The organism is Paraburkholderia sp. J11-2, from assembly GCF_905220185.1.
Taxonomy (GTDB): domain Bacteria; phylum Pseudomonadota; class Gammaproteobacteria; order Burkholderiales; family Burkholderiaceae; genus Paraburkholderia.
Genome location: NZ_CAJMYY010000026.1, coordinates 68,449 through 92,863 on the forward strand (window position 1 = coordinate 68,449; position 24,415 = coordinate 92,863).

At 65.2% G+C, this 24,415-nt stretch carries 22 protein-coding genes; 13 read left to right on the plus strand and 9 right to left on the minus strand.

The annotated features are described in order from the left end of the window. The first annotated feature begins 52 nt into the window (after positions 1–52). Positions 53–310: a hypothetical protein gene (locus U5A57_RS30680; protein ID WP_321915432.1), complete on the plus strand. Its 258-nt coding sequence runs from the start codon at positions 53–55 to the stop codon at positions 308–310. A gap of 183 nt (positions 311–493) precedes the next feature. Here the strand turns inward: U5A57_RS30680 and U5A57_RS30685 are convergent, their stop codons facing one another. The 3 genes from U5A57_RS30685 to U5A57_RS30695 all read right to left on the minus strand — a co-directional run bounded on the left by U5A57_RS30685 (position 494) and on the right by U5A57_RS30695 (position 3,930). After that, a complete protein-coding gene (locus U5A57_RS30685; RefSeq protein ID WP_415764760.1) occupies positions 494–1,828 on the minus strand; it encodes a multidrug efflux MFS transporter in 1,335 nt (444 codons plus the stop codon). A gap of 169 nt (positions 1,829–1,997) precedes the next feature. Further along, positions 1,998–2,402: a DUF302 domain-containing protein gene (locus U5A57_RS30690; RefSeq protein WP_321915433.1), complete on the minus strand. Its 405-nt coding sequence runs from the start codon at positions 2,400–2,402 to the stop codon at positions 1,998–2,000. A 106-nt stretch (positions 2,403–2,508) separates the two neighbouring features. Continuing rightward, the gene (locus U5A57_RS30695; protein ID WP_321915434.1) at positions 2,509–3,930 is read right to left on the minus strand and encodes an MFS transporter; all 1,422 of its coding nucleotides are present in this window, start codon (positions 3,928–3,930) and stop codon (positions 2,509–2,511) included. 142 nt (positions 3,931–4,072) lie between these two features. On the opposite strand from U5A57_RS30695, the gene U5A57_RS30700 reads away from it, so the two are divergent. Continuing rightward, entirely contained in the window at positions 4,073–4,798 is a 726-nt protein-coding gene (locus tag U5A57_RS30700; protein WP_321915435.1) for a helix-turn-helix domain-containing protein, read from the plus strand. 14 nt (positions 4,799–4,812) lie between these two features. Here U5A57_RS30700 and U5A57_RS30705 read toward each other — a convergent pair whose 3' ends face one another. Further along, the gene (locus U5A57_RS30705) at positions 4,813–6,024 is read right to left on the minus strand and encodes a M20 aminoacylase family protein (protein ID WP_321915436.1); all 1,212 of its coding nucleotides are present in this window, start codon (positions 6,022–6,024) and stop codon (positions 4,813–4,815) included. Between the two features lie 58 nt (positions 6,025–6,082). Further along, entirely contained in the window at positions 6,083–7,378 is a 1,296-nt protein-coding gene (locus U5A57_RS30710) for an MFS transporter (protein ID WP_321915437.1), read from the minus strand. Between the two features lie 421 nt (positions 7,379–7,799). Between U5A57_RS30710 and U5A57_RS30715 the strand changes: the two genes are divergently transcribed. The 7 genes from U5A57_RS30715 to U5A57_RS30745 all read left to right on the plus strand — a co-directional run bounded on the left by U5A57_RS30715 (position 7,800) and on the right by U5A57_RS30745 (position 14,515). Then, on the plus strand, positions 7,800–8,651 hold the full coding sequence (locus tag U5A57_RS30715; protein ID WP_321915438.1) for a transporter substrate-binding domain-containing protein: 852 nt from the start codon (positions 7,800–7,802) through the stop codon (positions 8,649–8,651). Positions 8,652–8,724: 73 nt separating this feature from the next. Beyond that, on the plus strand, positions 8,725–9,456 hold the full coding sequence (locus tag U5A57_RS30720) for an ABC transporter permease (protein WP_321915439.1): 732 nt from the start codon (positions 8,725–8,727) through the stop codon (positions 9,454–9,456). Positions 9,457–9,473: 17 nt separating this feature from the next. Beyond that, complete coding sequence (locus tag U5A57_RS30725; RefSeq protein ID WP_321915440.1) at positions 9,474–10,220, plus strand: ABC transporter permease; 747 nt, start codon at positions 9,474–9,476, stop codon at positions 10,218–10,220. A 25-nt stretch (positions 10,221–10,245) separates the two neighbouring features. Further along, a complete protein-coding gene (locus tag U5A57_RS30730) occupies positions 10,246–11,037 on the plus strand; it encodes an ABC transporter ATP-binding protein (protein WP_321915441.1) in 792 nt (263 codons plus the stop codon). Positions 11,038–11,062: 25 nt separating this feature from the next. After that, positions 11,063–12,679: a histidine ammonia-lyase gene (locus tag U5A57_RS30735; protein WP_321915442.1), complete on the plus strand. Its 1,617-nt coding sequence runs from the start codon at positions 11,063–11,065 to the stop codon at positions 12,677–12,679. Positions 12,680–12,692: 13 nt separating this feature from the next. Next, on the plus strand, positions 12,693–13,442 hold the full coding sequence (hutC, locus tag U5A57_RS30740) for a histidine utilization repressor (protein ID WP_321915443.1): 750 nt from the start codon (positions 12,693–12,695) through the stop codon (positions 13,440–13,442). An 83-nt stretch (positions 13,443–13,525) separates the two neighbouring features. Further along, entirely contained in the window at positions 13,526–14,515 is a 990-nt protein-coding gene (locus U5A57_RS30745; RefSeq protein ID WP_321915444.1) for a LysR substrate-binding domain-containing protein, read from the plus strand. A gap of 55 nt (positions 14,516–14,570) precedes the next feature. Here U5A57_RS30745 and U5A57_RS30750 read toward each other — a convergent pair whose 3' ends face one another. Next, on the minus strand, positions 14,571–15,686 hold the full coding sequence (locus U5A57_RS30750; protein ID WP_321915445.1) for a 4-hydroxyphenylpyruvate dioxygenase family protein: 1,116 nt from the start codon (positions 15,684–15,686) through the stop codon (positions 14,571–14,573). A 291-nt stretch (positions 15,687–15,977) separates the two neighbouring features. Here U5A57_RS30750 and shiA point away from each other — a divergent pair, with 291 nt between their 5' ends. Both shiA and U5A57_RS30760 read left to right on the plus strand, forming a co-directional pair. Then, positions 15,978–17,291, plus strand: a complete 1,314-nt coding sequence (gene shiA, locus U5A57_RS30755) for a shikimate transporter (RefSeq protein WP_321915446.1) — start codon at positions 15,978–15,980, stop codon at positions 17,289–17,291. Between the two features lie 96 nt (positions 17,292–17,387). After that, positions 17,388–18,158 carry an IclR family transcriptional regulator domain-containing protein gene (locus tag U5A57_RS30760; RefSeq protein WP_321915447.1) on the plus strand — a complete coding sequence of 257 codons (771 nt, stop codon included), beginning with the start codon at positions 17,388–17,390 and terminating at the stop codon, positions 18,156–18,158. A gap of 180 nt (positions 18,159–18,338) precedes the next feature. On the opposite strand, the gene U5A57_RS30765 is transcribed toward U5A57_RS30760, so the two are convergent. The 3 genes from U5A57_RS30765 to U5A57_RS30775 form a co-directional block, all read right to left on the minus strand. After that, positions 18,339–19,529, minus strand: coding sequence for an arginine deiminase (locus U5A57_RS30765; RefSeq protein WP_233271811.1), 1,191 nt, complete (start codon positions 19,527–19,529; stop codon positions 18,339–18,341). A 165-nt stretch (positions 19,530–19,694) separates the two neighbouring features. Further along, the gene (locus U5A57_RS30770; protein ID WP_321915449.1) at positions 19,695–21,119 is read right to left on the minus strand and encodes a basic amino acid/polyamine antiporter; all 1,425 of its coding nucleotides are present in this window, start codon (positions 21,117–21,119) and stop codon (positions 19,695–19,697) included. A gap of 62 nt (positions 21,120–21,181) precedes the next feature. Next, positions 21,182–21,643: a hypothetical protein gene (locus tag U5A57_RS30775; protein ID WP_321915450.1), complete on the minus strand. Its 462-nt coding sequence runs from the start codon at positions 21,641–21,643 to the stop codon at positions 21,182–21,184. Positions 21,644–21,935: 292 nt separating this feature from the next. Here U5A57_RS30775 and U5A57_RS30780 point away from each other — a divergent pair, with 292 nt between their 5' ends. Continuing rightward, the gene (locus tag U5A57_RS30780; RefSeq protein WP_321915451.1) at positions 21,936–23,351 is read left to right on the plus strand and encodes a basic amino acid/polyamine antiporter; all 1,416 of its coding nucleotides are present in this window, start codon (positions 21,936–21,938) and stop codon (positions 23,349–23,351) included. Between the two features lie 98 nt (positions 23,352–23,449). Further along, a complete protein-coding gene (locus U5A57_RS30785) occupies positions 23,450–24,406 on the plus strand; it encodes a cation diffusion facilitator family transporter (protein WP_321915452.1) in 957 nt (318 codons plus the stop codon). The last annotated feature ends 9 nt before the right edge of the window (positions 24,407–24,415 follow it).

Below are 24,415 nucleotides of genomic sequence, written 5' to 3' on the forward strand. Positions count from 1 at the left end.
ACTTCGTCATTGCCGCGAAGGCGCACTCACGAACTCGAGAAAGGAGGTTGATATGACATTACGCCTGGCATTGATCGCCATATGCGTGGCGGCCGTGGCCGCCGTTGCGCCCGGCACGGCGCGCGCGAAGGAAGACCCTGCCTCGCAGGAGCGCGCCCATCAGACGATGACCGATGACGCCGACGCTTCGGCTCAGGCCAGCACCGACATGTCGTACGGCGGCACGCCCGAAACGCACAGCGCCTCGGGCCACCGCACGGGCAAGATGTGCTGGCCGCGTCCCGATTGCGACGTGTTTTTCGGTCACTGAAATCTGGCTGCCGAGGTTTGGCCACTGCTGTTGGGCCACTGCTGTTGGGCCACTGGGCCGCGCCCGCTAATCGAGCGCCGGCACGCCCGAAGCGGCGGCGTGCACGATCCGCCGCCCTCGTCTTTCGATCGTTGAATGCCTGCGCGCGGCGTGGTCGCCGCCGCAGTCGCCGCCTGGGCCGCTTTACGCGCGCCGGGCGAAACCCACGGCGCGCCAGGTAAACAGCGCGCCCGCCAGCATCAGCAGGCTCGTGCCGAGGAACACGGCGCGCATGCCCAGATGTCCGCCGACGAAGCCGCCGATCAGCGGCCCGAGCACCTGCCCCGCAAATTGCGCCGACACCGAATAGCCGAGCACACTGCCCGCGGCATGGTCCGGCGCGTTGTGACGAATGACCGTCGCGATGCACGGCAGGAGCGCCGCGAGCGACACGCCCATGAGAAAGCGCAGCGCGACGAGCTGCCAGCCCGCCGTGACGAACGCCTGCGGCACGAGCAGCACGGCCGAGACCGCGAGCGCGCCGACGATCACCTTCGCGTGCCCCACGCGGTCCGCGACGCGCCCGAGGCGAGAAGCCGCGACGATGCTGCCGAGCGCCGCCGCCGACATCGCGAGGCCCGCGACGAAAGTCACGCGCGCGGGGTCGTGCACGAGCGTCGCCACGTACACGGTGATGATGGGTTCGATCGACATGTTGGCCAGCATGAGCAGCATGCCGGTCACGAGCATGGCGGCGATCGGGCGCTTGTCGGGCAGCGCCGACCAGCCGCCCTTGTGCGCGGCATGCGCTACGCGCGCGGGGCGCGGCGCTTCCTTCACGAACACGCAGGTCGCGATGAAGGCCGCGAAGATCGTTGCGCCCGCCACCCAGAACGTGGCGCGCAAGCCGATGAGCGGCGGCAGTGCGCCGCCCAGCAGCGGCCCGATGAGATTGCCGGCCATGATGCCCGACGACAGCACGCCGAGCGCCCACGCCGACCGGTGACGCGGCGTTTGTGTCGCAACGAGGATGGTCGAACCCGACGAATAGCCGCCTGCGAAACCCGCGAGCAGACGCAGCGCGACAAGCTGCCAGATGTTGCGCGACATGCCAATGAGCGACATCGCGATCGCCATGCCGAGGCTCGCGCGCACGAGCATGGGCTTGCGGCCGTAGCGGTCGCCAAGGCGCCCCCACACCGGCGCGACGAGCGCGGCCGTGAAGAACGTCGCGCTGTACGCGATGCCCGACCACTGCACGATCGCTGCGTGGCCGCGCACGCCCAGCTCCTCCACGTAGAGCGGCAGGAACGGCAGCATCAGGGTCATGGCGACGAGCGTCGTGAACGATCCCACCACGCAGACCGCGAGATTGCGCCGCCAGTGTTGCGCAACCGCCGCATCGTGCGGATTTTCGGGTCGCGCTGGCTTCGCGCCGGATACGGCGGGCGAAGGCGTGGATGAAGAAACGGAAGTCGAAGCGGACGCCCCGGCGCGATCGCGTGGCGGATCGTCGGGGTCTTCTGCGCGGGAGGTCATCGGCGGATCGAGGCAGCGGCGGGCAACGCGCTTCACCCGCTTGCCGGGTGAAGCTGCAAGGCGCCTACGTTAAGCGAAGCGCGCCGCGTCTGTCAATTTGTTAAGCATCCGCCGAAGATGGGTGCCCAGTTCGCCCGGTTTGCTCACTTGCCGGCGTCGCGTTGGCCGTTTATTGCACGGCAACCTGCAGCAGCCCCACCACGCGCTGCAGCGGCACGAGCACTTCGGTGTCGATGCCGTAGAGCGGGCCGAGCGTCTGCGAGACGTCGCGATAGTCGAGCCGCGTGTGCCCTTCGTTGTCTTCCCAGATCACCATGCGCAGGGGCAGTTCCACCGCCGCGTGCGGGTTGGCCGCCATGACGGGCGTACCGGCCTTCGGATTGCCGAACAGGATCAGACGCGTGCGGCGCAGGCTCAGCCCGGCGGTCTCGGCGGCTTCGCGCTGGTCGACGTCGGCGAAGATATCCGCGCCCGCCTTGGCGAGCGCCGCCTTCAGGCGCGCGATCGTCGTGTCGAAGTCGTGCGCGCTCTTGAGCGACAGCACCGACGAGGGATGTTGCCCGTACTCGGCCATGACAAACTCCTCCTATGGCGCACGGCCCGCGCGAATGCGCGATGCATGCAACGGCACTTTATCCCAGAATTCACAGCGAATGATTCGGGGCGCGCGCAGGGAGGACTCAGGCTCCCTGCCTGGCGGCACGCGTCTTTGCTTCGTCGCCCGGCTGGGCGGCATGGGCGCGGTGGGACCACGCACGCCACCACACCCACGCGGCGCCCGCCGAGAGCACGGCGGCGATCAGCAGATTCACACGCATGCCCGCACCGATCGACGCGCGCCGTGCGATCATCGCGCCCGCAACGGCCACGCCGAGCGCCGCGCCCGTCTGCCGGGCGGCATTGAGCACGCCAGCCGCGATGCACGCGCGGCCCTGATCGACTGTCGCCATGAGCGCCGCCGTGCACGCGGGCATCATCAGGCTCGCGGCGAAACCAATGGCCGGCAGCGGCACGGCCAGCAAGCCGTATCGCGCCGTCGAGCCGCCGATGGCCGCACTGAGGTAGCCCGCTGCCGCGAGCAGGCACGCGAGCGCAACTAGCGCGCGCGGCCCAAGCCACGCGACTGCGCGCCGCGAAAGCAGACTGCCGAGCGGCACCATCACCGTGAGCGGCAAGAAAGCGAGGCCCGCGCGCAACGGCGCATAGCCGCGCTCCTGCTGCAGATAGAGGCTCAGTCCGAATAGCAGACCGTAGAACGTGAACGCCGAAATCATCGACACCAGCACGGCGGCGCTGAACACGGGCTCGCGGAAGAAGCCGAGCGGCAGCATCGGCTGCGCGTGATGCTTTTCGAGCGCGACGAAGGCGATCGCCGCCACAAGCGCCAGCACGAGACCGCCCGCGACGATCGGTGCATGCCAGCCGTACGCAGGCGCCTCGATGATGGCCGCATTGAGCAGCGCCAGCGCCGCGATGGCCGCCGTCTGGCCCGCGAGATCGAGCCTGCGCGGCACGCCTCCTCGCGGTTGCGGCGCCACGCGCGCGGCCATGACGATGCCTGCAAGGCACACCGGCACGTTGAGCAGGAAAATGCTGCGCCAGCCGACGAGCCCGATCAGCACGCCGCCCAGCACCGGACCCGCCGCCATCGCGATGCCACCCATCCCGGCCCACACGCCGAAGGCGGCGGCGCGCTCGCGCGCGTTGGCGCACGCGCCGTTGATGAGCGACATCGAAGCGGGCACGAGCAGCGCCGCGCCCATGCCTTGCAGCACGCGTCCGAGCGTGAGGAGCGCGAGGCTCGGCGCGGCGCCACACAACACCGAGGCCGCGGTGAAGACCGCGAGGCCGGCCATATAGACAGGGCGCGCGCCGAGCCGGTCGCCGAGTGTGCCGCCTGAAAGCAGCAGACTCGCGAACGTGAGCGTATAGGCGTTCACGACCCACTGCAGCCCGGACACGCCGCCCGCAAGACTCGCGCCGATACGCTCCAGCGCGACGTTGACGATCGAGGTGTCGAGGATCACCACGACATAGCTGATGCTCGTGGCCCAAAGCACGCGGCGTGGCTGTTCGATGCTGTGTGATTCGTGCGTCTGCATGGGCTCTCCTGCAACGCCGGCGCGCGTTGGGCACCGGCCATGAGCCCAGTATCAGTTGCACGGCAGCGGCGATGCTTCGATGCGTATCGAAACATGCGACCCTGCTCGCGCGTTACGCTATGGGTATGTCCTGGAGAAACGCATGAACCTGCACCCGAGGGTGTCCGCCACGGCATTCCTGATCGCCGACCCCGCGCGGGCCGCGATGCTAATGGCGCTCGCCAACGGCCGCGCCCTGCCCGCCGGCGAACTGGCTTACGCGGCCGGCGTGACCGCGCAAACCGCGAGCAGCCACCTGGCGAAACTGCTGGACGGCGGGCTGCTTGCCGTGGAAAAGGAAGGCCGCCACCGCTACTACCGGCTCGCGGATGCGCAGGTCGCCGCCTTGCTCGAAAACCTCGCGACAGTCGGCGCGCGCGTGCCGGTGCGCCGCAAGCCGCTCGGCCGCGAAGCGCAGAACCTGCGTTTCGCGCGCTGCTGTTACGACCATCTCGCGGGCCAGGTCGGCGTGGCGCTAACGACGCGTCTCGCGCATGCCGGCCTCATCACCGCCGAAGCCGACAAGCGCTTCGCGGTGACGCCCGCAGGCGCGGCATGGTTCGGCGAACTCGGGCTCGACGTCGCCGCGCTCAAGCCGGGGCGTCACGGCATCGCCCGCCAATGTCTCGACTGGACCGAGCGCCAGCATCATCTGGCCGGGCCGCTCGGCGTGGCCTTTCTCACGCTGCTCTGCGAACGCGGCTGGATGCGGCGCACAAATGCTTCGCGCGCGGTGCAGGTCACGCCGCGCGGCTGGATCGATCTGCGCGAGCGGCTGGGCCTGACGCCCGAGTTGCTGAGCACCCACGCAGATGATTCGAATGACTAACTAATCGCGCCTCGTCATGCCACGAGGAACCGCTGCGCGAGCCGCACCCAGCACGCCGCGCCGAGTGGCAGCACCTGGTCGTTGAAGTCGTAGCCGGGGTTGTGCACCATGCAGCCGCCGAATTCCCCTTCGCCGTTGCCGAGCAGCAGGTAGCAACCGGGCACCGCGTTCAGCATCCACGCGAAGTCCTCGCTGCCGTTCAAGCCCTTCGGCGCCTGCATGACCACCTTGTCCTCCCCCACCAGCTCCGCGCAAACCTGCTGCGCGAGCGTGGTTTCTTCCGGCGTATTGACCATCGGCGGCGTGAGCTGCCGGTAGTCGATCTGCGCCTCGACGCCGTGCGCCTGCGCCGTGAGCGTCACGATCTCGCGCACGCGCGCTTCCACGAGCGCTCGCGTTTCGGGGCGCGCCGCGCGGATGTTCAGGCCGAGCGTGACCGTCTCCGGTATCACGTTGTGGGTCGCGCCGCCGCGAATGTAGCCCACGGACACCACCGCGGATTCGTCGGGCGCCACGTTGCGCGCCACGATGGTTTGCAGCGCCGTCACGAGCGCCGCCGCGGCCACGATGGGGTCCTTCACGCGGTGCGGCATCGCGCCATGGCCGCCCACGCCCTTGAGCGTCACGTCGGCCACATCCGATGAAAGGCTCACCGACCCCGGCAGCACGCGGAACGTCCCGGCCGGCACGCCCGGCATGTTGTGCAGCGCGTAGACGGCATCGCAGGGAAAGCGCTCGAAGAGACCGTCTTCGATCATCGCCTTCGCGCCGCACAGATTTTCTTCATCGGGCTGGAAAATCAGGTTGAGCGTGCCGTCGAAGTCGCGGCGCTCCGCCAGCGTTTTCGCAGCGGCAAGCAGGATCGCCGTGTGGCCGTCGTGGCCGCATGCGTGCATCTTGCCGGGCGTCTGGCTCGCGTACGGCAGGCCCGTGTTCTCGACGATCGGCAGCGCATCCATGTCGGCGCGAATGCCCAGGCGCCGCTTGCCCTCGCCCACTTTGAGCTGCCCCACCACGCCGCTCTTGCCGATGCCCGTATGCACTTCATAGCCCCACTTCTCCAGCAGCATCGCGACGAGCTTCGCCGTGGCGCCGACCTCGAAACCTAGTTCGGGCTGCGAATGAATCTGGCGACGAATGCCGATGAAAGTCTCGGCGTCGATTTCGATCTCGGGCAGCAAGGTCGGCAGCAACTGGAACGGGGTGAGCGACGGTTCACGTTTCATGAGGATTCCGTTATTCGTGTGAAGGATCAAAAGGCTTGCGACCACGCGCAACGCAGCGTTAGCCGACGCGCTGCTCGCGAATCGCGCCGATGGCGCACAGCGAGATGAGCCCGCAAACAACGAGATAGAACGCAGGCGAAAGCGGATTGCCGGTCTTCGCGAGCAGCCACGTGACGATGAATTGCGAGCTGCCGCCGAACACCGTCACGCCCACGCTATAGATGACCGAAAGACCGCTTGCTCGCACGCTGGCGGGGAGCATTTCCATGAGCATCAGCAGCATGGGCGTGGAGCCGAGATTCGCGGCGGCGGTGATCATGACCGAGAGCGCGAGCACGAGCGGCACGCTCGGCATGCGCGTCATCAGCCAGAACGCGGGCACGATGGCCACGATATTGAAGAGGAGCGCCCCCATCACGAGCCGCTTGCGGCGCGCGAGCCGGTCGGCCAGCCGCCCCGAAACGAGCGAGGCGACGAGCATGGTGAAGCCCGTGGCGCAGCCCGACAGCAGCGAGAGCGACGGCGGCATCTTGAGCACGCGGATCATGTAGGTCGGCATGAAGAACACCACGAGATACATGCCCACCGTGCCCGCCGTGATCGAGAGAATGCCGAGTCCCACCTTTGCGCCGTACTCGCGCATGAGCGTGCGGAGCGGGCTCGGTGCGTCGGGTTCGGCTTCGTGCGTTTCGTCGAGTTTCGAGCGGATATAGAGGCCCACCGGCGCGATCAGCAGACCGCCGAGAAACGGCAGACGCCAGCCCCAGCTCTCCAGCGCCTGCGGCGAAAGCGTGGCGTAGAGCACGGCCCCCGTGAGCGCGCCGATGAGCGCCGAGATGCCCTGGCTGCCCAGTTGCCAGCTCACGCGAAAGCCGCGCTGCCCCACTTCGCCGGACTCCATCAGCATGGCCGTGGACGCGCCGATTTCGCCGCCGAGCGAGAAGCCTTGCAGGAGCCGCCCCGCGAGGATCACGAGCGAGCCCATCACGCCGGCCTGCGCGTAGGTGGGCGCGAACGCAATGCACAGCGTACCCGCCACCATCAGCGCGATGGTCAGCGTCATGGCGGCCTTGCGCCCGCGCCGGTCGGCGTAGCTGCCGATCACGAGACCGCCCAGCGGGCGCATGACGAAGCCGATGCCGAACGTCGCCACGGCAAGCAGCAGCGAGCCGTAAGGGCTGTCCGAGGGGAAAAAGAGCCGGCCGATCAGGAGCGCGAAAAAGCTGTACACCGTGAAGTCGTACATTTCGAGCGCATTGCCGATCGAACACGCGGCGATCAGGCGGAACTGGCTCTGGCGAGTGGCCGCGGGCGGTGCAATCGGGGCGGCGGCGCTGAGCGTTGCGTCATTCATGGCAGATCTCCGCGAGCGGTGGTGCGGTGGGACAGCGGGAATGGGAACTGGCCGAACGATATTCAGGCCGCTCTCATTTTTGAAAGAAGTCACAAATTTTCATCTTGATAACCGGATGGAATCGCAGCGAAATGCAACGGCCATCGCGCCGGGGCCCAATTTCCCGGCTATCGACATGACTAGACAAATTTGTAAGGAACGTGTCTGAGCACCAGCGCCGCCCGCCCGGCAACGCAACGTCGCGCGCAAGCGCATGGATTTAGCGCCATTACACGCGGATTTACAGGGTTTTCCATGAGCCCGTATTTCTGAAATTCTCTTGCACTCAAATTCTTTTCTCGCCATTCTTGTCTATGCAAGTCACGCGAGCGAAATAACGTACCCACGGGTCCACAGTACCCACCGACAAAGGAGCATGGTCATGCAGGCGAAGTACACCCGGCTGGCAAAAGCGCTGATCGGCGCAGCACTCGGCGTCACGCTGCTTGGAAGCGGCAGTGCCGGCGCGAAGGAATGGAAAAGCGTGACGATCGCGCTCGACGGCAGCTATGCCCCCTGGAACCTGACGCTGCCCGGCGGCAAACTCGGTGGCTTCGAACCGGAACTGGTCGAAAACTTGTGCGCGCGTGCACAGATCCAGTGCAAGCTCGTCGCTCAGGACTGGGATGGCATGATTCCGGGTCTCCAGGCCGGAAAGTTCGATGTCCTGATGGATGCGATCTCGATCACGCCCGAGCGTGAGAAGATCATCGCCTTCTCGAAGCCCTATGCATCCACGCCGGCAACGTTCGCCGTGTCCGATACGAAGGTTCTGCCCAAGGGCGGCCCGAACACGCCGCCTCTGAAGCTCGACGCCGACTCGCGCAGCAACGCGCCCGCCATCGAGTCGATGCGCCACGCGCTGAAGGGCAAGACCATCGGCATCCAGTCGGGCACTGTCTATACGGGTTTCATCAACGCGAACTTCAAGGACGTCGCCTCGGTGCGCGTGTACAAGACCGCGCCCGAGCGAGACCTCGACCTCGCAAACGGCCGCATCGACGCCACCTTCGACGACGTGACCTACTACACCGCCAACTCCGACAAGTCGCCTGTGGTGATTGCCGGCACGATGATCTCCGGTCCGATCTGGGGTCCCGGCGAAGGCCTTGCATTCCGCAAGCAGGACGCCGACCTGAAGGCGAAGTTCGACACCGCGATCGCCGCGGCGCTTGCCGACGGCACCGTGAAGAAACTCGCCCTGAAGTGGTTCAAGACCGACGTGACGCCATAAGCGCCGCATCCAGGCCACGCGCGCGCCGCCTCCGGCGCGCGCCTTTGTTTCCCGACCCGCGTGGATCCAAGCCATGTCTCTGTTATCGATCTTCAACACACTCGGCCTCGGGCCGGACGGCTGGGGTAGCGTACTGCTGCTCGGCGCGTTGATGACTGTCGTCCTGACGCTTGCCGCACTCGCGATCGGCGCGGTGTTCGGTGCGCTCATTGCCGCCGCGAAACTCTCGCGCTGGCGCGTGCTGCGCGTATTCGGCGACTTCTACACGACCGTGTTTCGCGGCGTGCCCGAACTGCTCGTCATCTATTTGTTCTACTTCGGCGGCTCCTCGCTCGTCACCACCGTTGGCCAGTGGTTCGGCGCAGACGGTTTCGTCGGCGTGCCGCCCTTTGCCGTTGGCGCGTTCGCGGTCGGCATGATTTCGGGCGCCTATCAGGCCGAGGTCTATCGCGCCGCCGTGCTCGCGGTTGCGCGCGGCGAAATCGAAGCCGCTCGCGCGATCGGCATGCCGACGCTCACGATGTTCCGCCGCATCCTGATCCCGCAGGTGCTGCGCTACGCGCTGCCCGGCATCGGCAACGTCTGGCAACTGAGCCTCAAGGATTCCGCGCTGATATCGGTGACCGGGCTCGCCGAGCTGCTGCGTTCGAGCCAGATCGCGGCGGGCTCGACCCACCAGTACTTCCTCTTCTTCGTCGCCGGCGGCGTGCTGTATCTCGCCATGACGGGCGTGTCGAACCGTGTCTTCGGGCGTGCCGAAGCGATCGTCGGCCGCTCATTCAAGCGCAACTTCGCGCGCAACTGATCACGGAGCGCTCAATCATGACCATCGATTTCGCGTTCCTGCTCGACACCTTGCGCCAGCTCATCGGCGCCGTGCCGACAACGCTGGGCCTTTTCTTCGCCTCGCTCGTGCTGGGCGGCCTGCTCTCGCTCGTGATCGTCACGATGCGGGTGTCGCCGCACTGGCTGCCGAACCGCTTTGCGCGCGCATACATCCTCGTATTTCGCGGCTCCCCGCTGCTGATCCAGATGTTCCTCGTCTATTACGGCCTCGGGCAGTTCGGCGTGATTCGCGAGAGCTTTCTGTGGCCGGTGCTGCGCGAACCCTATGTTTGCGCCGTCCTGTCGCTCGCGCTGTGCACGGCGGGATATACGGCCGAGATCATTCGCGGCGGCCTCATGGCCGTGCCCGTCGGGCAGATCGAAGCCGGGTACTCGATCGGCCTTTCCGGTTTCGCCCTGCTGCGCCGCGTGATCGGACCCATCGCGCTGCGTCAGTGCCTGCCCGCGTATTCGACGGAAGCCGTGCTGCTCGTCAAGTCGACGGCGCTGGCAAGCCTCGTCACCGTGTGGGAAGTGACGGGAGTCGCGCAGCAGATCATCCAGCAGACCTATCGCACGACCGAGGTGTTCACGTGCGCGGCGCTCATTTACCTGTTCCTGAACTTCGTCGTCGTGCGCGTGATCGGCTTCCTCGAGCAACGGCTCTCGCGCCATCTGCGCGCGGCGCCGCCCGCCGTACGCAAGCCCGCCGCGCCGCTCGAAGCCAGCCGCGCCGTATCGTGACCCGCCGCCCTATCCGGAGAGATTGATGAACCCATCTGCACCCGTTGCACTGTCGGTACGCAACATCCACAAATCGTTCGGCGACCATCACGTCCTGAAGGGCATTTCGCTCGACGCACACGAAGGCGACGTCATTTCGATTCTCGGCGCGAGCGGCTCGGGCAAAAGCACGTTGCTGCGCTGCCTGAACCTGCTCGAGACGCCCGACGACGGTTCGGTCGCGCTCGCGGGCGAAGAGCTCAAGATGAAGCGCCGCCGCGACGGCAAGCTGCATCCGGGCGACCGCCGCCAGGTCGACCGCGTGCGCTCGCAGCTCGGCATGGTGTTTCAGAACTTCAACCTGTGGTCGCACATGACCGTGCTCGAGAACCTGATCGAAGGGCCCATGCGCGTGCTCAAGCGCAGCCGCGCCGAGTCGGTCGAAGAAGCCGAAGCGCTGCTCGCCAAGGTCGGTCTCGCGGACAAGCGCGGCTACTATCCGGCGCATCTGTCGGGCGGTCAGCAGCAGCGCGTCGCCATTGCGCGCGCGCTCGCCATGCATCCGAAGGTAATGCTGTTCGACGAGCCGACTTCGGCGCTCGATCCCGAACTGGTCGGCGAAGTGCTGCGCGTGATGCGCACGCTCGCCGCAGAAGGCCGCACGATGCTCGTCGTCACGCACGAGATGGGTTTCGCGCGCCACGTTTCGAATCGCGTGATGTTCCTGCACCAGGGCCAGGTGGATTCGGACGGCACGCCAGACGAGGTCTTCGGCGAGCTGAAATCCGAACGCTTCCGCCAGTTCGTCTCGAGTCACCAGGATCGCAACGCTCACTGAACCCGCGCAACGCACAAGCTCTCTCATGGCAATCACACGTACCCAGAATCCGCTCGACTGGCGCGAAATCGCCGCCATTGCCGCGGGCGAACCGCTGATGCTCGGCGCGCACGCACAGGCGAGCATTCGCAGCGCCCGTGCCCTCGTCGAACAGATCGTCGCGCGCAGCATCCGCGCCTATGGCGTGAACACGGGCGTCGGCGCGCTGTGCGACGTGGTCGTCTCGCAAGACGAACAGCACGACCTGTCGCACAACATCCTGATGAGCCACGCCGTGGGCGTGGGCGAGCCGCTCGGCGCCGAGGAAACGCGCGCGATCATGGCTGCGGCCATCAACAACTTTGCGCATGGCCATTCGGGCGTGCGGCTCGATGTCGTCGAGCGGCTCGCCGCGCTGCTCGATGCGAATTGCCTGCCCGAAGTGCCCGCGTTCGGCTCCGTCGGCTATCTGAGCCACATGGCGCACATCGCGCTCGTGTGCGTGGGCGCGGGACATGTGCGCTGGAACGGCGAACGCCTGAGCGGCGCGCACGCCCTGCAGCGGCTCGGTCTGCAGCCCCTCTCGCTCGAGGCGAAAGAGGGTTTGAGCCTCGTAAACGGCACACCGTGCGTAACCGGGCTCGCGGCGCTCGCGCTTCAGCGCGCGGAGCGGCTGCTCGACTGGGCGGACGTCGTCGCCGCGATGAGCTTCGAGAATCTGGGCGGCCAGATCGCGGCGTTCGACACGCATTCGCTCGCGTTTCGCGTGTCGCCGGGCCTCGCGCGTGTGGGCGAGCGCCTGCGCGCAGCGCTCACCGGCAGTTCGCTGCTCGAAAAGTCGCTCGGGCGGCGCACGCAGGACCCGCTCAGCGTGCGCACGATTCCGCACGTGCACGGCGCCGCGCGAGACACGCTCGCCGCGACGGTCGAAGTCGTGAACCGCGAGCTTGCCTCGGTGACCGACAACCCGATCGTTGCGGGCACACCGGAATCGCCGCAGGTGTACTCGCAGGCGCACGCGGTCGGCGCCTCGATCGCCCTGGCGATGGACAGTCTCGCAACCGCGATTGCACAGGTCGCCGCCATGGCCGAACGGCGTCTCGACCGGTTGGTGAACCCGCTCGTGAGCGGCCTGCCGGCCTTCCTCGCTCACGCGAGCGGCACGCGCTCGGGTTTCATGATCGCGCAGTACACGGCCGCCTCGCTCGTCGCGCAAAACCGCCGTGAGGCCGCGCCCGCGAGTCTCGACGGCGGCGTGACCTCGGGGTTGCAGGAAGACCACTTGTGCCATGCGACGCCCGCGGCGCTCAAGGCGCTCACGATCATCGAGAACAGCAACCGGATTCTCGGCATCGAACTGCTCGCCGCGGCGCAAGCCTACGATCTGCAGCCGCTCGATGCGGCGCGTGCGCCGTACACGGACGCGCTCTACGCCAGCGTGCGCGCCGCGCTGCCGACCTATCGCGACGACCGCCCGCTCTCCGACGACATGACGTTTGCGTTTCGCCTCGTGGCCGACGGCGCGCCGCCGCCGCTTCCCGGCCCCGCGCATGAGCGCTCGCCTGGCATCTCGCGGGAGGCGGAACCCGACATGCGCTCCGTGGCGCGCAGTACCGCAGCCCCGGCAAGCAACGACGCGCTGCCCGGCGCGGTCGGCGTCTGAAGCGAGGACAGGCATGCACGCGCCTTCTTCGCTCATCGACACCTCAACGCGTTCCGCTACCGCGCACAAGGTCGCTCCAGCGTATGAGCAGATCAAGCGCTACGTGGTCGATCGCATCACGGACGGGACATGGAAACCCGGTGAGGCCATTCCGTCGGAAACGGAGCTCGTCAAGGAATTCGGCGTCGCGCGAATGACCGTATCGCGCGCGCTGCGCGAACTGTCGGCCGAGCATGTCCTCAAGCGCGTTCAGGGCGCGGGAACGTTCGTCGCGTCGCGCGATGTCGAATCGACCGTCCTCGAGGTGCGCAATATTGCCGACGAAATCGCCGCGCGGGGTCACCGGCACAGCGCACGGGTGCTGACGCTGGAAGCAAGCGCGAACGATCAGGCGCTGGCCGCGCTCGAGCTCAGCGGCGGTTCCGTGTTCCATTCGCGCATCGTTCACTACGAGGAAGACGAAGCGATTCTGTACGAGGACCGCTATGTGAACCCGCATGTGTTTCCCGGATATCTGGCGCAGGATTTCACGCAGGAAACGCCGAATCACTACATGATGCGGCTCGCGCCGGTTCAACGCGCGGAGTTCCGGATCTACGCGCAAAAGCCGGACGCGGACATACGGCGCCATCTTGCGATGAATATCGGCGAGCCCTGCCTGCTGATGTGGCGGCGTACGTGGGTGGGCAGCGCCGTTGCCACGGCTGTCGAGCTTTGGCATCCGTCTTCGCGTTTTCATCTGGTCGGCAAGGTCTCGACATAACGGCGGGGGTCCCGCGCAGCCATCGTCGCCGCGTTGCACAACGTTTAGAATCTCTTCCGATCGGAAACCGTTGGAGCACACGGATGAAACTGCACCAGTTGCGCGTTTTGCTCGCGCTCGCGCAGCACGGCAGCATGCACGAGGCGTCGCGCAGCCTGCACATCTCGCAGCCCGCGCTTTCCAAGGCGATTGCGGAGCTGGAGCGCGAACTGGGCGTGACGCTCATGTCGCGCTCGGTGCGCGGCGTCAGCCTCACGAATTACGGGCGCGCGCTCGCGAAGCGCGCGAGCGTGGTCGAACAGGAATTGCGCCACGCGCTGGAAGATATCGAAGGCATGCGCGGCCATGCTGAAGCGCAACTGAACATCGGCTTTTCCGCCGTGGCGTCGAGCGGGCCGCTGCCCGAATCCATCGCGGCGTTTCGCGCGCGCTTTCCGGGCGTGGAGGTGCACGCCTATGAAATGCGGCCGCAACAGATACTCGAAGGGCTGCGCGAAGGCCGCCTCGACCTCGCGCTCATCTCGACGAACAGCGGCCCCAGCACGAGCGCGTTTCAGTGGGAGCCGCTGTTCTCCGTGGGCATGGTGCTCGCCGCGCGCCCCGGCCATCCGCTTGCAGACACGACGCGCCTGCGCGATCTGCTCGAGGCCGACTGGCTCACGCTCGACCCGCTGGACGATCCCGGCAGCCCGCTTGCGAGCCTCATGCGCGTCAACCGCCTCGACATGCCCAAGCGCATCGTGCACAGCGTGTCAAACCTGCTTGGCTTGCAGCTCGCGACCTGCACGGATGTGATCAGCATGTGGTCGGACTTCGTGTTCTACGGCATGAGCGGGCCGCTCGTCCTCAGGCGCGATGCATTGCACACGCTGCCCATTCGCGACGAGTTGCCCGACTTCCATGTGTTCATGGTGTACCGGTCCACGGACCTGATGACCCAAGCTTGCACCGAGTTCAGCAAGGAAATTCGCCATCGTTGCCGCACGATGGTCCCGCCGCGTGCCGCCGCGCTCGGCACAGCGCGTGCGCGCAAAACGGCGGGCAGCGCGGCGAAATCACGTTTGGAACCGTAACGTTGCGGATTGCGCGGCTTGGCCTGCTGAGGCTTAACCTGCTTTAGCCCTGCTTTTAGCCCTGGTTCGCGCCCGCCTCGCGCGCTCGCGCGAGCACGTCGAGATTGCCCTCGCCGAAACCGTGGTGGCCGCTGCGCTGCACGACTTCAAAAAAGATCTCGCCGGGATGGCGTTTTGCAAACGTCTGGAAAAAGAGCCGCGGCACGCCGTCTTCGCCAATCTCGCCGTCGATCAGCACGTGACGCTTGCGCAACGCCGCCAGGTCCACGCCGTGGCCGGGCAAACGCGCATCCACGGTGTCGTAGTAAGCGGGCGGCGGCTCGACGAACTCCACGCCATTGGCCACGAGCGCGTCGACGCTCGCGAGGATGTCGTTGCTCGCCAGCGCAATGTGCTGCACGCCTTCGCCGGGATGCTCGGGCAGATAGTCGTGCAATAGCTGCGTGCGCCGCGTGCCTTCCTCGTACACCGGAATGCGCAGCTCGCCGTCGGGCGATACCATCACGCGCGACTCCTCGGACACATGCCAGTTCGCGTTGATCTCGTGAATCTCGCGGAAATGCAGCAGGTCGCGGTAGAAGTCGAGCCATTCCCCAATGCGCCCCTCGCCCACCGTTTGCGTGAGGTGATCGACGCGCGTGAGGCCCGTGCCGCCGTGATCGAGATCGGTATGCGCCGTGGCGACGTCGATGGGCCGGAAGTCGATGTCGAAGATCGAAATGTCGCCCACGCCCCCGCGCTGGCCGCCGCGTCCGCGCCAGCGGTCGATGAAATAGAGGTGCGAATCGCCAATGCCCTGGATCGCGGGAATGTGCAGCTCCGCAGGCCCGAGGCGCTCGCCTTCGAACGCCCACGCGCCGAGCGAGATCGCGTGCTTGAACGCGCGCTTCGCATTGTCGACGCGCACGCCGATCGCGCAGATGCCCATGCCGTACTCCTGCGCGTAACGCGCGGCGAACGAGTCGGGCTCGGCGTTCAGCAGGAAATTCATCTCGCCCTGCCGGTAGAGCGTGACCGCCTTGCTCACATGGCGCGCGATCGCCTTGAAGCCTAACTGCTCGAAGCGGCGGCCGAGTTCGGCCGGCTCGGGCGCGGCGAACTCGACGAATTCGAGGCCGGCCATGCCGAGCGGATTGTCCGCCTGCGGCGGAGGATTAGAGGGGCTGGACATGCAATAGGCTCCTGACGCAAGCGCTGAAACGGGCACTTCGCCGGCACGGACGGGCGAAGCAGCGCGATTTTAACCATTTCGTTCATTTTGACGAAGACCGTCGTATGCGGGCGGTCCACGCGCCATCTCGGTGCAAACCCGCAAAGCGTTCGATAATCGCACGCACTTGGGCGATAATCGCGCAAAACGGCGCCGCCACGCATTGCCGGATAGCGTGGGCCGCCCTATGCTGCGACTCACGTTTAGCGCATACCGCAGCATGGCACATGCGCAAAAGTCTGGAGACAACTGATGACCCCAAGCCTCGACACCACCGGCTCGCCCGACACCGCCCCTCTTTCGCCGTCGCGCAGCCAGGCCCGCAAGGCGGCGCTCGGCAGCTTTGTCGGCGCGGTAGTCGACTGGTACGACTTCCTGCTCTACGGCATTGTCGCCGCGCTGGTTTTCAACGGGGCGTTCTTCCCTCAGGTCAGCAAATCGACGGGCACCCTCGCCGCCTTTGCGACTTTCGGCGTGGGCTTCCTGTTCCGCCCGCTCGGCGGGATCGTGTTCGGCCACTTCGGCGACCGGCTCGGACGCAAACGCATGCTCGTGATCACCGTGATGATGATGGGCCTGTCCACCGTGGCCATCGGCCTGCTGCCGACCTACGCGACGATCGGCTTGTGGGCGCCCGCGCTGCTCGTCGCGTTCCGCGCGCTGCAAGGCTTCGCGGTCGGCGGCGAATGGGGCGGCGCTGCGCTCATGGCCGTGGAAAGCGCGCCGCGCGGCAAGAAGGCGTTCTACAGCAGCGGCGTGCAGGTCGGCTACGGCGTGGGCCTCGTGCTCGCCACGGGCATTGTCGCGATCCTGAGCCACCTGCTCGGCGAGGCGTCGTTCCGCTCGTGGGGCTGGCGCCTGCCGTTCGTGTTCAGCGTCGTGCTCGTGCTGATCGGCCTCTGGGTGCGCTCGAGCATGGACGAGTCGCGCGAGTTCGTCGAAAAGGTCGAGCACGGTCATCGCAAGCTCAAGATGCCGGTGATCGAGGCGCTCACGCGTCACCCGAAGGCCTTCCTCTATATCGTCGCGCTGCGTCTGGCCGAACTCTTCACGATGTATATCGTGACCGCTTTCGCGCTGAGCTATTCGACGAGCAACCTCGGCATGTCGCGCGATCTCTTTCTCGGCATCGGCCTCTTCGTGGGCGCGCTCAGCTGCGTGACGATCCCCTGCTTCGCGTGGCTCGCCGACCGCCTCGGGCTGCGCCGTATCTATCTGATCGGCGCGGTCATCGGCTTGCTGAGCGCCGTGCCGTTCTTCCTCGCGCTCGAAGCGCGCTCCACGGTCTGGATCGTGATCTTCTCGGTGATGCTCGCGAACATCGCCCACGACATGGTCGTGAGCGTGCAGCAACCGCTCTTCACCGAACTGTTCGGCGCGGAGTACCGCTACAGCGGCGCAGGCGTGGGCTACCAGTTCGCGAGCGTGGTGGGCGGCGGCTTCACGCCGTTCATCGCGGTGGCGCTGGTGGGCGTTGGCGGCGGTTCGTGGCACCTCGTGGCCGCGTATCTGGCGATTGGCTGCCTGATCTCGCTGATCGTGGCGGCGCGCATGAAGCCGGCGTGAGCGCGCGCACATCGAAGGCTGGCGAGCCGCAGGCGTTTGGCGCCTGCGCCTTTTTCCATTGATTTGGCAACTTGCGGCAGAGGGTCTTGTTCGCCGATGAAGAAACCGCCACTGGACCCGCGCGACTGGATTGCGGGGCTTGAAAAAGGCCTCGCGATTCTCGAAGCCTTCGACAGCGAGCACGCGCGCATGACCCCCACCCAGGCGGCGGAGCGCACGGGCCTCTCGCGCACCGCCGCGCGCCGCTATTTGCTCACGCTCGAATCGCTGGGCTATGTGTACACGGACGGCCGGCTGTACGGCCTCACGCCGCGCGTGTTGCGCGTGGGCTGGTCGTATTTCGATTCGGCGCGCCTACCGCGCACCGTGCAGCCGTATCTGCAGCAGTTGAGCGCGACGCTCAACGAATCGGCCTATGTGAGCGTGCTCGATGGCTGGGACCTCGTGGTGATCGCGCGCAATGGTGTTTCGCGCGTGATGACGACGGGCTTCGTGCTCGGCGCGCGCGTGCCCGCGCCGCTCATCTCACCCGGTGTGGTGCTGCTCGCGCACGAGGCCGACCAGGAAGCGGTTTCCGCGTGGCTCGATACGGTCGAGCTGACGCCCTTCACGCCGCATACCATCACGAGCGGCGCGCGCCTGCGCGAGAAGATCGGGCGTGCGCGCGTAGATGGCTATGCGCTCATCGAACAGCAGTTGCAGGTGGGCGTGCGCGGCATTGCGGTGCCGCTCAGGAATCGCAACGGCGAAGTGGTCGCCGCGCTCAGCACCAACATGCCGATGGGCGATGAAAGCCCGGAGGCCGCGCTTCAGCGCGTCCTGCCGCATCTGCAGGAAAGCGCGCTCGCCATGCTCAACGTGCTTTGACTGGGGCTAGCGTTGCGTGAGCGCCGCGTTGGCGCTCGTCATGCGCGCACCCGCAAGCGCGCGCCGCCGCCGGACGGGTAGCTGTCCGCCTACCCGTAACCCGGCTTCGCCCACCTCTGTTATTCGGCACCATCGCGGCGCAATTGCTTGCGCCCGCAACGGTCCCCTCGCACTTCGACGCTAGAAGTCCACCGCATCGCGAATGATCGGGCACGTCATGCAATGGCCGCCGCCGCGCCCACGCCCGAGCTCCGCACCCACGATACTCACGACTTCGATGCCAGCCTTGCGCAGCAGCGTGTTCGTATAAGTGTTGCGGTCGTAAGCGAACACGACGCCAGGCGAAGTGCAAACCAGGTTCGCGCCGCTGTCCCACTGCGTGCGTTCACGCTGGTAGTCGTTGCCGCCCGCTTCCACCACGCGCATTTTCTTGATGCCGAGCGCGGCGCTCACGACCTCGACGAAGGACTTTTTCTCCTGATGCAATTCCACACCCGCCGGGTGATCGCTAGGCCGGTAGGTAAAGGTGCGAGTGCGCGCGAGGAAATCTGGCGCGATCAGCACGCAATCGCGATCTGCGAACGTGAAAACCGTATCGAGGTGCATGGCCGCGCGAATTTTCGGCATCGCCGCGACGATCACCTGCTCGGCCGCGCCCTTCTTGAACAGCGTGGCAGCGAGCTGGCTGATCGCCTGACGCGACGTGCGCTCGCTCATGCCGATCAGCACGGTCTTGTTGCCGATGGGCATGACATCGCCGCCTTCGAGCGTCGCCATGCCGTGGTCCTCAGTGGGGTCGCCCCACCACACGTTGACCTTGCCTGCGAAGTCCGGATGAAAACGGTAGATTGCCGCCGCCAGGATCGTTTCCTCATGGCGCGCGGGCCAGTACAGCGGATTGAGCGTCACGCCGCCGTAAATCCAGCACGTGGTGTCGCGCGTGTATAGCGTGTTCGGCAACGGCGGCAAAAGATATTCAGTAGAGCCGGCCGCTTCGCGCACGACCTTGAGCGCAGCGCCGCCGTGCGATTCGGGGAAGTCGTAGATCGACAGGCCGCCAAGCAAGGTCTCGGCCAGCTTGCGATCCTCAAGCCCTTCCAGATAGCTGCGCAGTTCGTCGATAAACCCCAGCCCGACCTGGTTCGGCACGATCTGATTGTCGAGAATCCACTTCTTGCCTTCGGGCACGGCAACAGTTTCGGCGAGCAGGTTGTGCATTTCCACGACCTCTACACCACGGTCGCGCATTTTCGTGACGAAGTCGAAATGGTCGCGCTTCGCGTTGTCGACCCACAGCACGTCGTCGAACAGCAGCTCATCGCAATTGCTCGGCGTGAGACGCGAGTGCGCCATGCCGGGCGCACACACCATGACCTTGCGCAGCTGGCCGACTTCGGAATACACCCCCAACGCACTGTCTTCCTTCGCCTTGCCCTTGCCCCCCTTCGCGGCCTTTTCTAATTTATCTGCTTTCTCGCTCTTTTCACTCTTCCCACCGCCCTTTGCCTTGGACATATCGATCTCCGCTCGTTCTCATTAGATTGCCATGGCGCCCGTGGCCAGCGCCACGACGCCTACGATCGCCGCGACAGCCGCCACGATGAAAATGACCCAGTCGCTCGTACGCTGGAAAACCTTCAGCTTGCGTTCACGCCGCGCGAGGAAATACAACACCGTGCCAGGCGCGTAAAGAATCGCAGAAAGCAGGATGAACTTGAGCCCCCCGGCAACGATCATGAACAACGTGTAGATCACAGCGACCGCTGCCAGCGCGAGATCGCGCTTGCGCTCTTCGGGCCGCAATTCGTAGCTTTCACCTCGGTTCGAAACCATGAACCCATAGGCCGCGACGAAGAGATACGGAATCAGCGACATCGAACTCGTGAGGTTGAGCATCAGCGAGAACGCATCGCGCGAGAAATACGTGCTGGCCACCAGCAACTGCACGACGATATTGGTGATCCAGAGCGCATTGGCCGGCACGTTGTTGGCGTTTTCGCGTGCGAACACGGCCGGCATGTCCTGATTGCGCGCCGCCGCGAACATCACCTCGGCACAGATGAGGGACCACGCCAGATACGCGCCCAGCACGGAAACAATTAGACCCACGCTCACAAAGATGCCGCCCCACGGTCCGACCACGCTTTCGAGCACGGCCGCCATGGAGGGCTGGCGCATGCCCGCCACGTCAGCGCGCGGCAGCACGGCGAAAGGCAGCATGGAAACGAGCACCATGAGCGCCGTCACGCCCGCGAAGCCGAATATCGTTGCGCGCCCAACGTCCGCGCGCTCCTTCGCGTAGCGCGAATACACACTCGCACCTTCGATGCCGATGAACACGAACACGGTGACCAGCATCGTCGCGCGAACCTGCTGGATGAGCCCGCCCTCTTGCGCCGCGGACTGGATATTCAGCTGGAAGGTCCCGTACTTGAATACGAACAGGAGAATGACGACGAACACCAGGATCGGGATGACCTTGGCGAACGTCACGATCGTGTTGATGAACGCGGCCTGCTTCACGCCGCGCAGAATGAGAAAGTGAAACAGCCAGATGCCGATCGAAGCCACAACAATCGCTGTAACCGTATTGCCGTCGCCGAAAACCGGGAAAAATGCGCCCAGCGTGGACTTGATCAGCACCCAGTACGAGACGTTGCCAATGCAACTGCCGATCCAGTAACCGAACGCGGAGAGGAAGCCGGGATAGTCGCCGAAGCCCTCTTTGGCGTACATGAACACACCGGCGTCGAGGTTCGGCTTGCGCTCCGCGAGCGACTGAAAGACGCGTGCGAGCGTGTACATGCCCACGCCCGCCACGAGCCACGCAATGGCCGCGCCGACCGGTCCCGTTGCATTGGCGAAGGTTCGCGGCAGAGAAAAGATCCCGGCGCCCACCATGCCCCCGACTACCATCGCGGTCAACTGCACGCGACTCATCTTCTGCTCGGTATCGGCCATCGGTTTCCTCGCTTTGTTCAGAACTTCGCTTTATCGAGAGACCAACCCCACCTGCGTTCACTTCATCGGGTCACGCGCACCGAGTTGTTGCCGAGCAATACACGCACACGGTCGCCCGGCACGAACTGCTGATCCGCATCCTGGACCACCGACATCAGTTGCCCCGAATCCAGGCGCACCACAATTTCAAGGCCCGCGCGCTGTGTGACGCGCTGCTCCACGGCATTGCCCGCCGCGCCGCCCAGCACAGCACCGCCTATGCCCGCCGCAACCGAACCCGTGCCGCGCCCGATGTTGCTGCCTGCCGCGATGCCGCCAAGCGCGCCACCCGTGATTGCGCCAATGCCGGTCGGACCTGGCTGGATGGTGACGGGCCGCACGGATTCGACCGCTCCGAGTTCGACCACGAACACCTGCTGCGCCTGAGCCGGCGTGAAGGTGGAACCTGAAGTGGGCGCCTCGCAGCCGGAAAGCGCAAGCGAGCCAACTACGGAGCCAAGAAGTGCTGCAGCGAGATATCGCATGACATTCCCCTGATGCGGCGCATTGCGGATTCGCCAATTCGTTCGACCTGTTTGCTAACGATTGCATGCACACTCATTAGCGAACATTCAGCCAATACGTGCCCGGCGACGCTCCTTTTGCCATCCATCCTCCGGACACCTGACGAACATTATGGAATACGATTCGCACATGATGCATTCAACGTGACATTCGCTCGAGAATCGTTCAGCAATTCAATGTGGCGCGCATTTTCAATCCGCGATTTCCCGCGCTCGCATTACGACAGATCGAAGATCGGATAAAGGCTCGAACATGAAATCGACGGATGACCAGAAGTTGTCGCTGCCGGTACTCACAGCCATGGTCGTGGGGTCCATGGTCGGCGCGGGCATCTATTCGCTGCCGCGCAACTTCGCGCTCGAAGCGGGCCCAACAGCCGCCGTTGTCTCATGGTGCATTGCGGGAGGCGGCATGTATATGCTGGCCCGCGTCTTCCAGCTACTTGCGGAAATCCGGCCCGACCTCGACTCCGGCATCTTTGCCTATGCACGCGACGGCTTTGGCGGCTACGCCGGCTTCCTCTCCGCATTCGGCTACTGGATGGCCGGTTGCTTTGGCAACGTCTCCTATTGGGTGCTGATCAAATCCACGCTCGGCGCATTCGTGCCGGCATTTGGAAACGGCAATACGCCGATTGCCATTGCGGTTTCGTCGGTCGGCATTTGGGCATTTCACTGGATGCTTTTGCGGGGCATTCAGCAGGCCACGCTCATCAATGCGATTCTTACTGTCGTGAAGATTTTGCCGATTTTCGTTTTTATCGGTATTTTGAGTGTCTACGCAAGCGCGGAGCCATTCACGAACAATCTCGCGGAAAGTGCCGGGCGGCTTTCCACGCAGGTTAAAGGGACGATGCTCGTCACGGTATTCGTGTTTCTCGGCATTGAAGGGGCGAGCGTGTATTCGCGCTACGCGAAAAAACGCTCCGACGTGGGCGCTGCCACGATACTCGGCTTCGCCTTCGTGCTGTTGCTGCTCGTGCTCGTCACGCTGCTGCCCTACGCGCATCTCATGCGCGCGGACATCGCGGCCATGCGGCAACCTTCCATGGCGTCGGTGCTTGGCGCCGTGATCGGCTCGCCAGGTGCGGTGTTCATTGGCGGCGCGCTCATCGTCTCCGTGCTCGGCGCTTACCTTGCATGGTCGCTGATCTGCGCGGAAGTGCTGTATGCCAGCGCGAAAGCGAACGCCATGCCCACCATCTTCGCGCGCCGCAACGCGCGGCAGCTTCCCACCGCCGCAATATGGCTCACGAGCAGCGTGGTGCAGGGCTTCGTCATCAGCACGTACTGGTCCACCGACGCGTTCTCGCTCATGCTGCGCCTCACGAGCGCCATGGCGCTCATCCCTTATTTTTTCGTGGCAACCTTCGGGCTCAAGGCGATCCGTGCGCTCCCGGAATCGGCCATGAGCACGAGAAAGCGCGCACAGAGCTATGCCACAGCGGCCGTCGCCACGATTTATACGCTGTTCCTGCTTTACGCTTGCGGGGTGGAACTGCTCGTCATGTCCGCGCTCTTATATGGACCCGGCAGCCTGCTTTACATGTGGGCGCGGCGCGAGCGCGGGCAGGCGTTTTTTTCCCGGCCCGAGTGGTGCGCATTTCTCGTGGTGATGGGCGGCGGACTCGTTGCGATCTTCGGGCTGAGCGCCTCTGCATGGCGTTAGCCGCACGCCGTCGCGCTCGCCCGCATCCGTCGGTCCCCTGACCGCTTTTCGTCTCACCGCCGCCATTCAAACGTCCCAACGTTCGACAGCGAGGAACCATGCCTATCAGCTACGCGCTCCGCAAGGCGCAACTCGCAGCGGTCGAGCAGCGCGCGATGAAAGTTTCCATTTACGTCGTGTGCCTCGGTTTCGCGGCCAACATCGGCTATGGCTTCTTCGTGCAGTCCGACACGCTGCTGCTGACCGCCATTTTCTATCTGCTCAACCTCGTGAGTTCCGCGCTCGGATTGCTCGCGGCCACCGTGGTCAGCCGGCCCGCGACGACCCGCTTCGAATATGGATATTGGTTTCTCGAGCCGCTCGTGAATGGCATAAACGGACTCATGATGCTGCTCGTTTGCGTGTATGGCCTCGTGAACGGGATCGAGGGGATCCGCTCGGGCGGCCACGTCGTGAATGCACGCGGCGTCATGCTGATCAGCCTCGCGAGTTGCGTGATCTGCCTGGCCATGGTGGTCTATAAAAAACGCGCGGCCGCGCAGATCAATTCCAAGCTGCTCAAAACCGACGGCTGGAAATGGATCATGAAATTCGCGTTCAGTGCGGCCACGCTGCTCGGCTTTTTCGTCTATTCGATCTTGCCCGAAAGCGTTCACTATCTCTGGGCGCGCTATGTCGACAGTGCAATGACCGCGGGACTGTCGCTGATATTTCTCTCCGCGCCAGTGAAAATCGTGCGCACGAGCTTTGCTGAATTGCTGCACATGAGCCCCGAAGAGAACAATCCGCGCTCGGAGATCGAGAAAACGCTTTCAAAGCTCGAACGCGAGCTTGGCATTCTGCGCCATCACACGCACGTCATCCAGGCGGGCCGGCGTAATTTTGTCGAAATCAGCGTGCTTGTCGGCGCAACGTCCGCGTTAAGCGATCTCGCCTCGCAGGACAGATTGCGCGAACGGATATGGGAAACACTCAGCACGAATCCGCTAGAAAACCGGCTCACCATGCAGATCACCGCGGACCCGCGTTGGGAAGACGGACGCCAGCCTGGATGACGCGCGCTT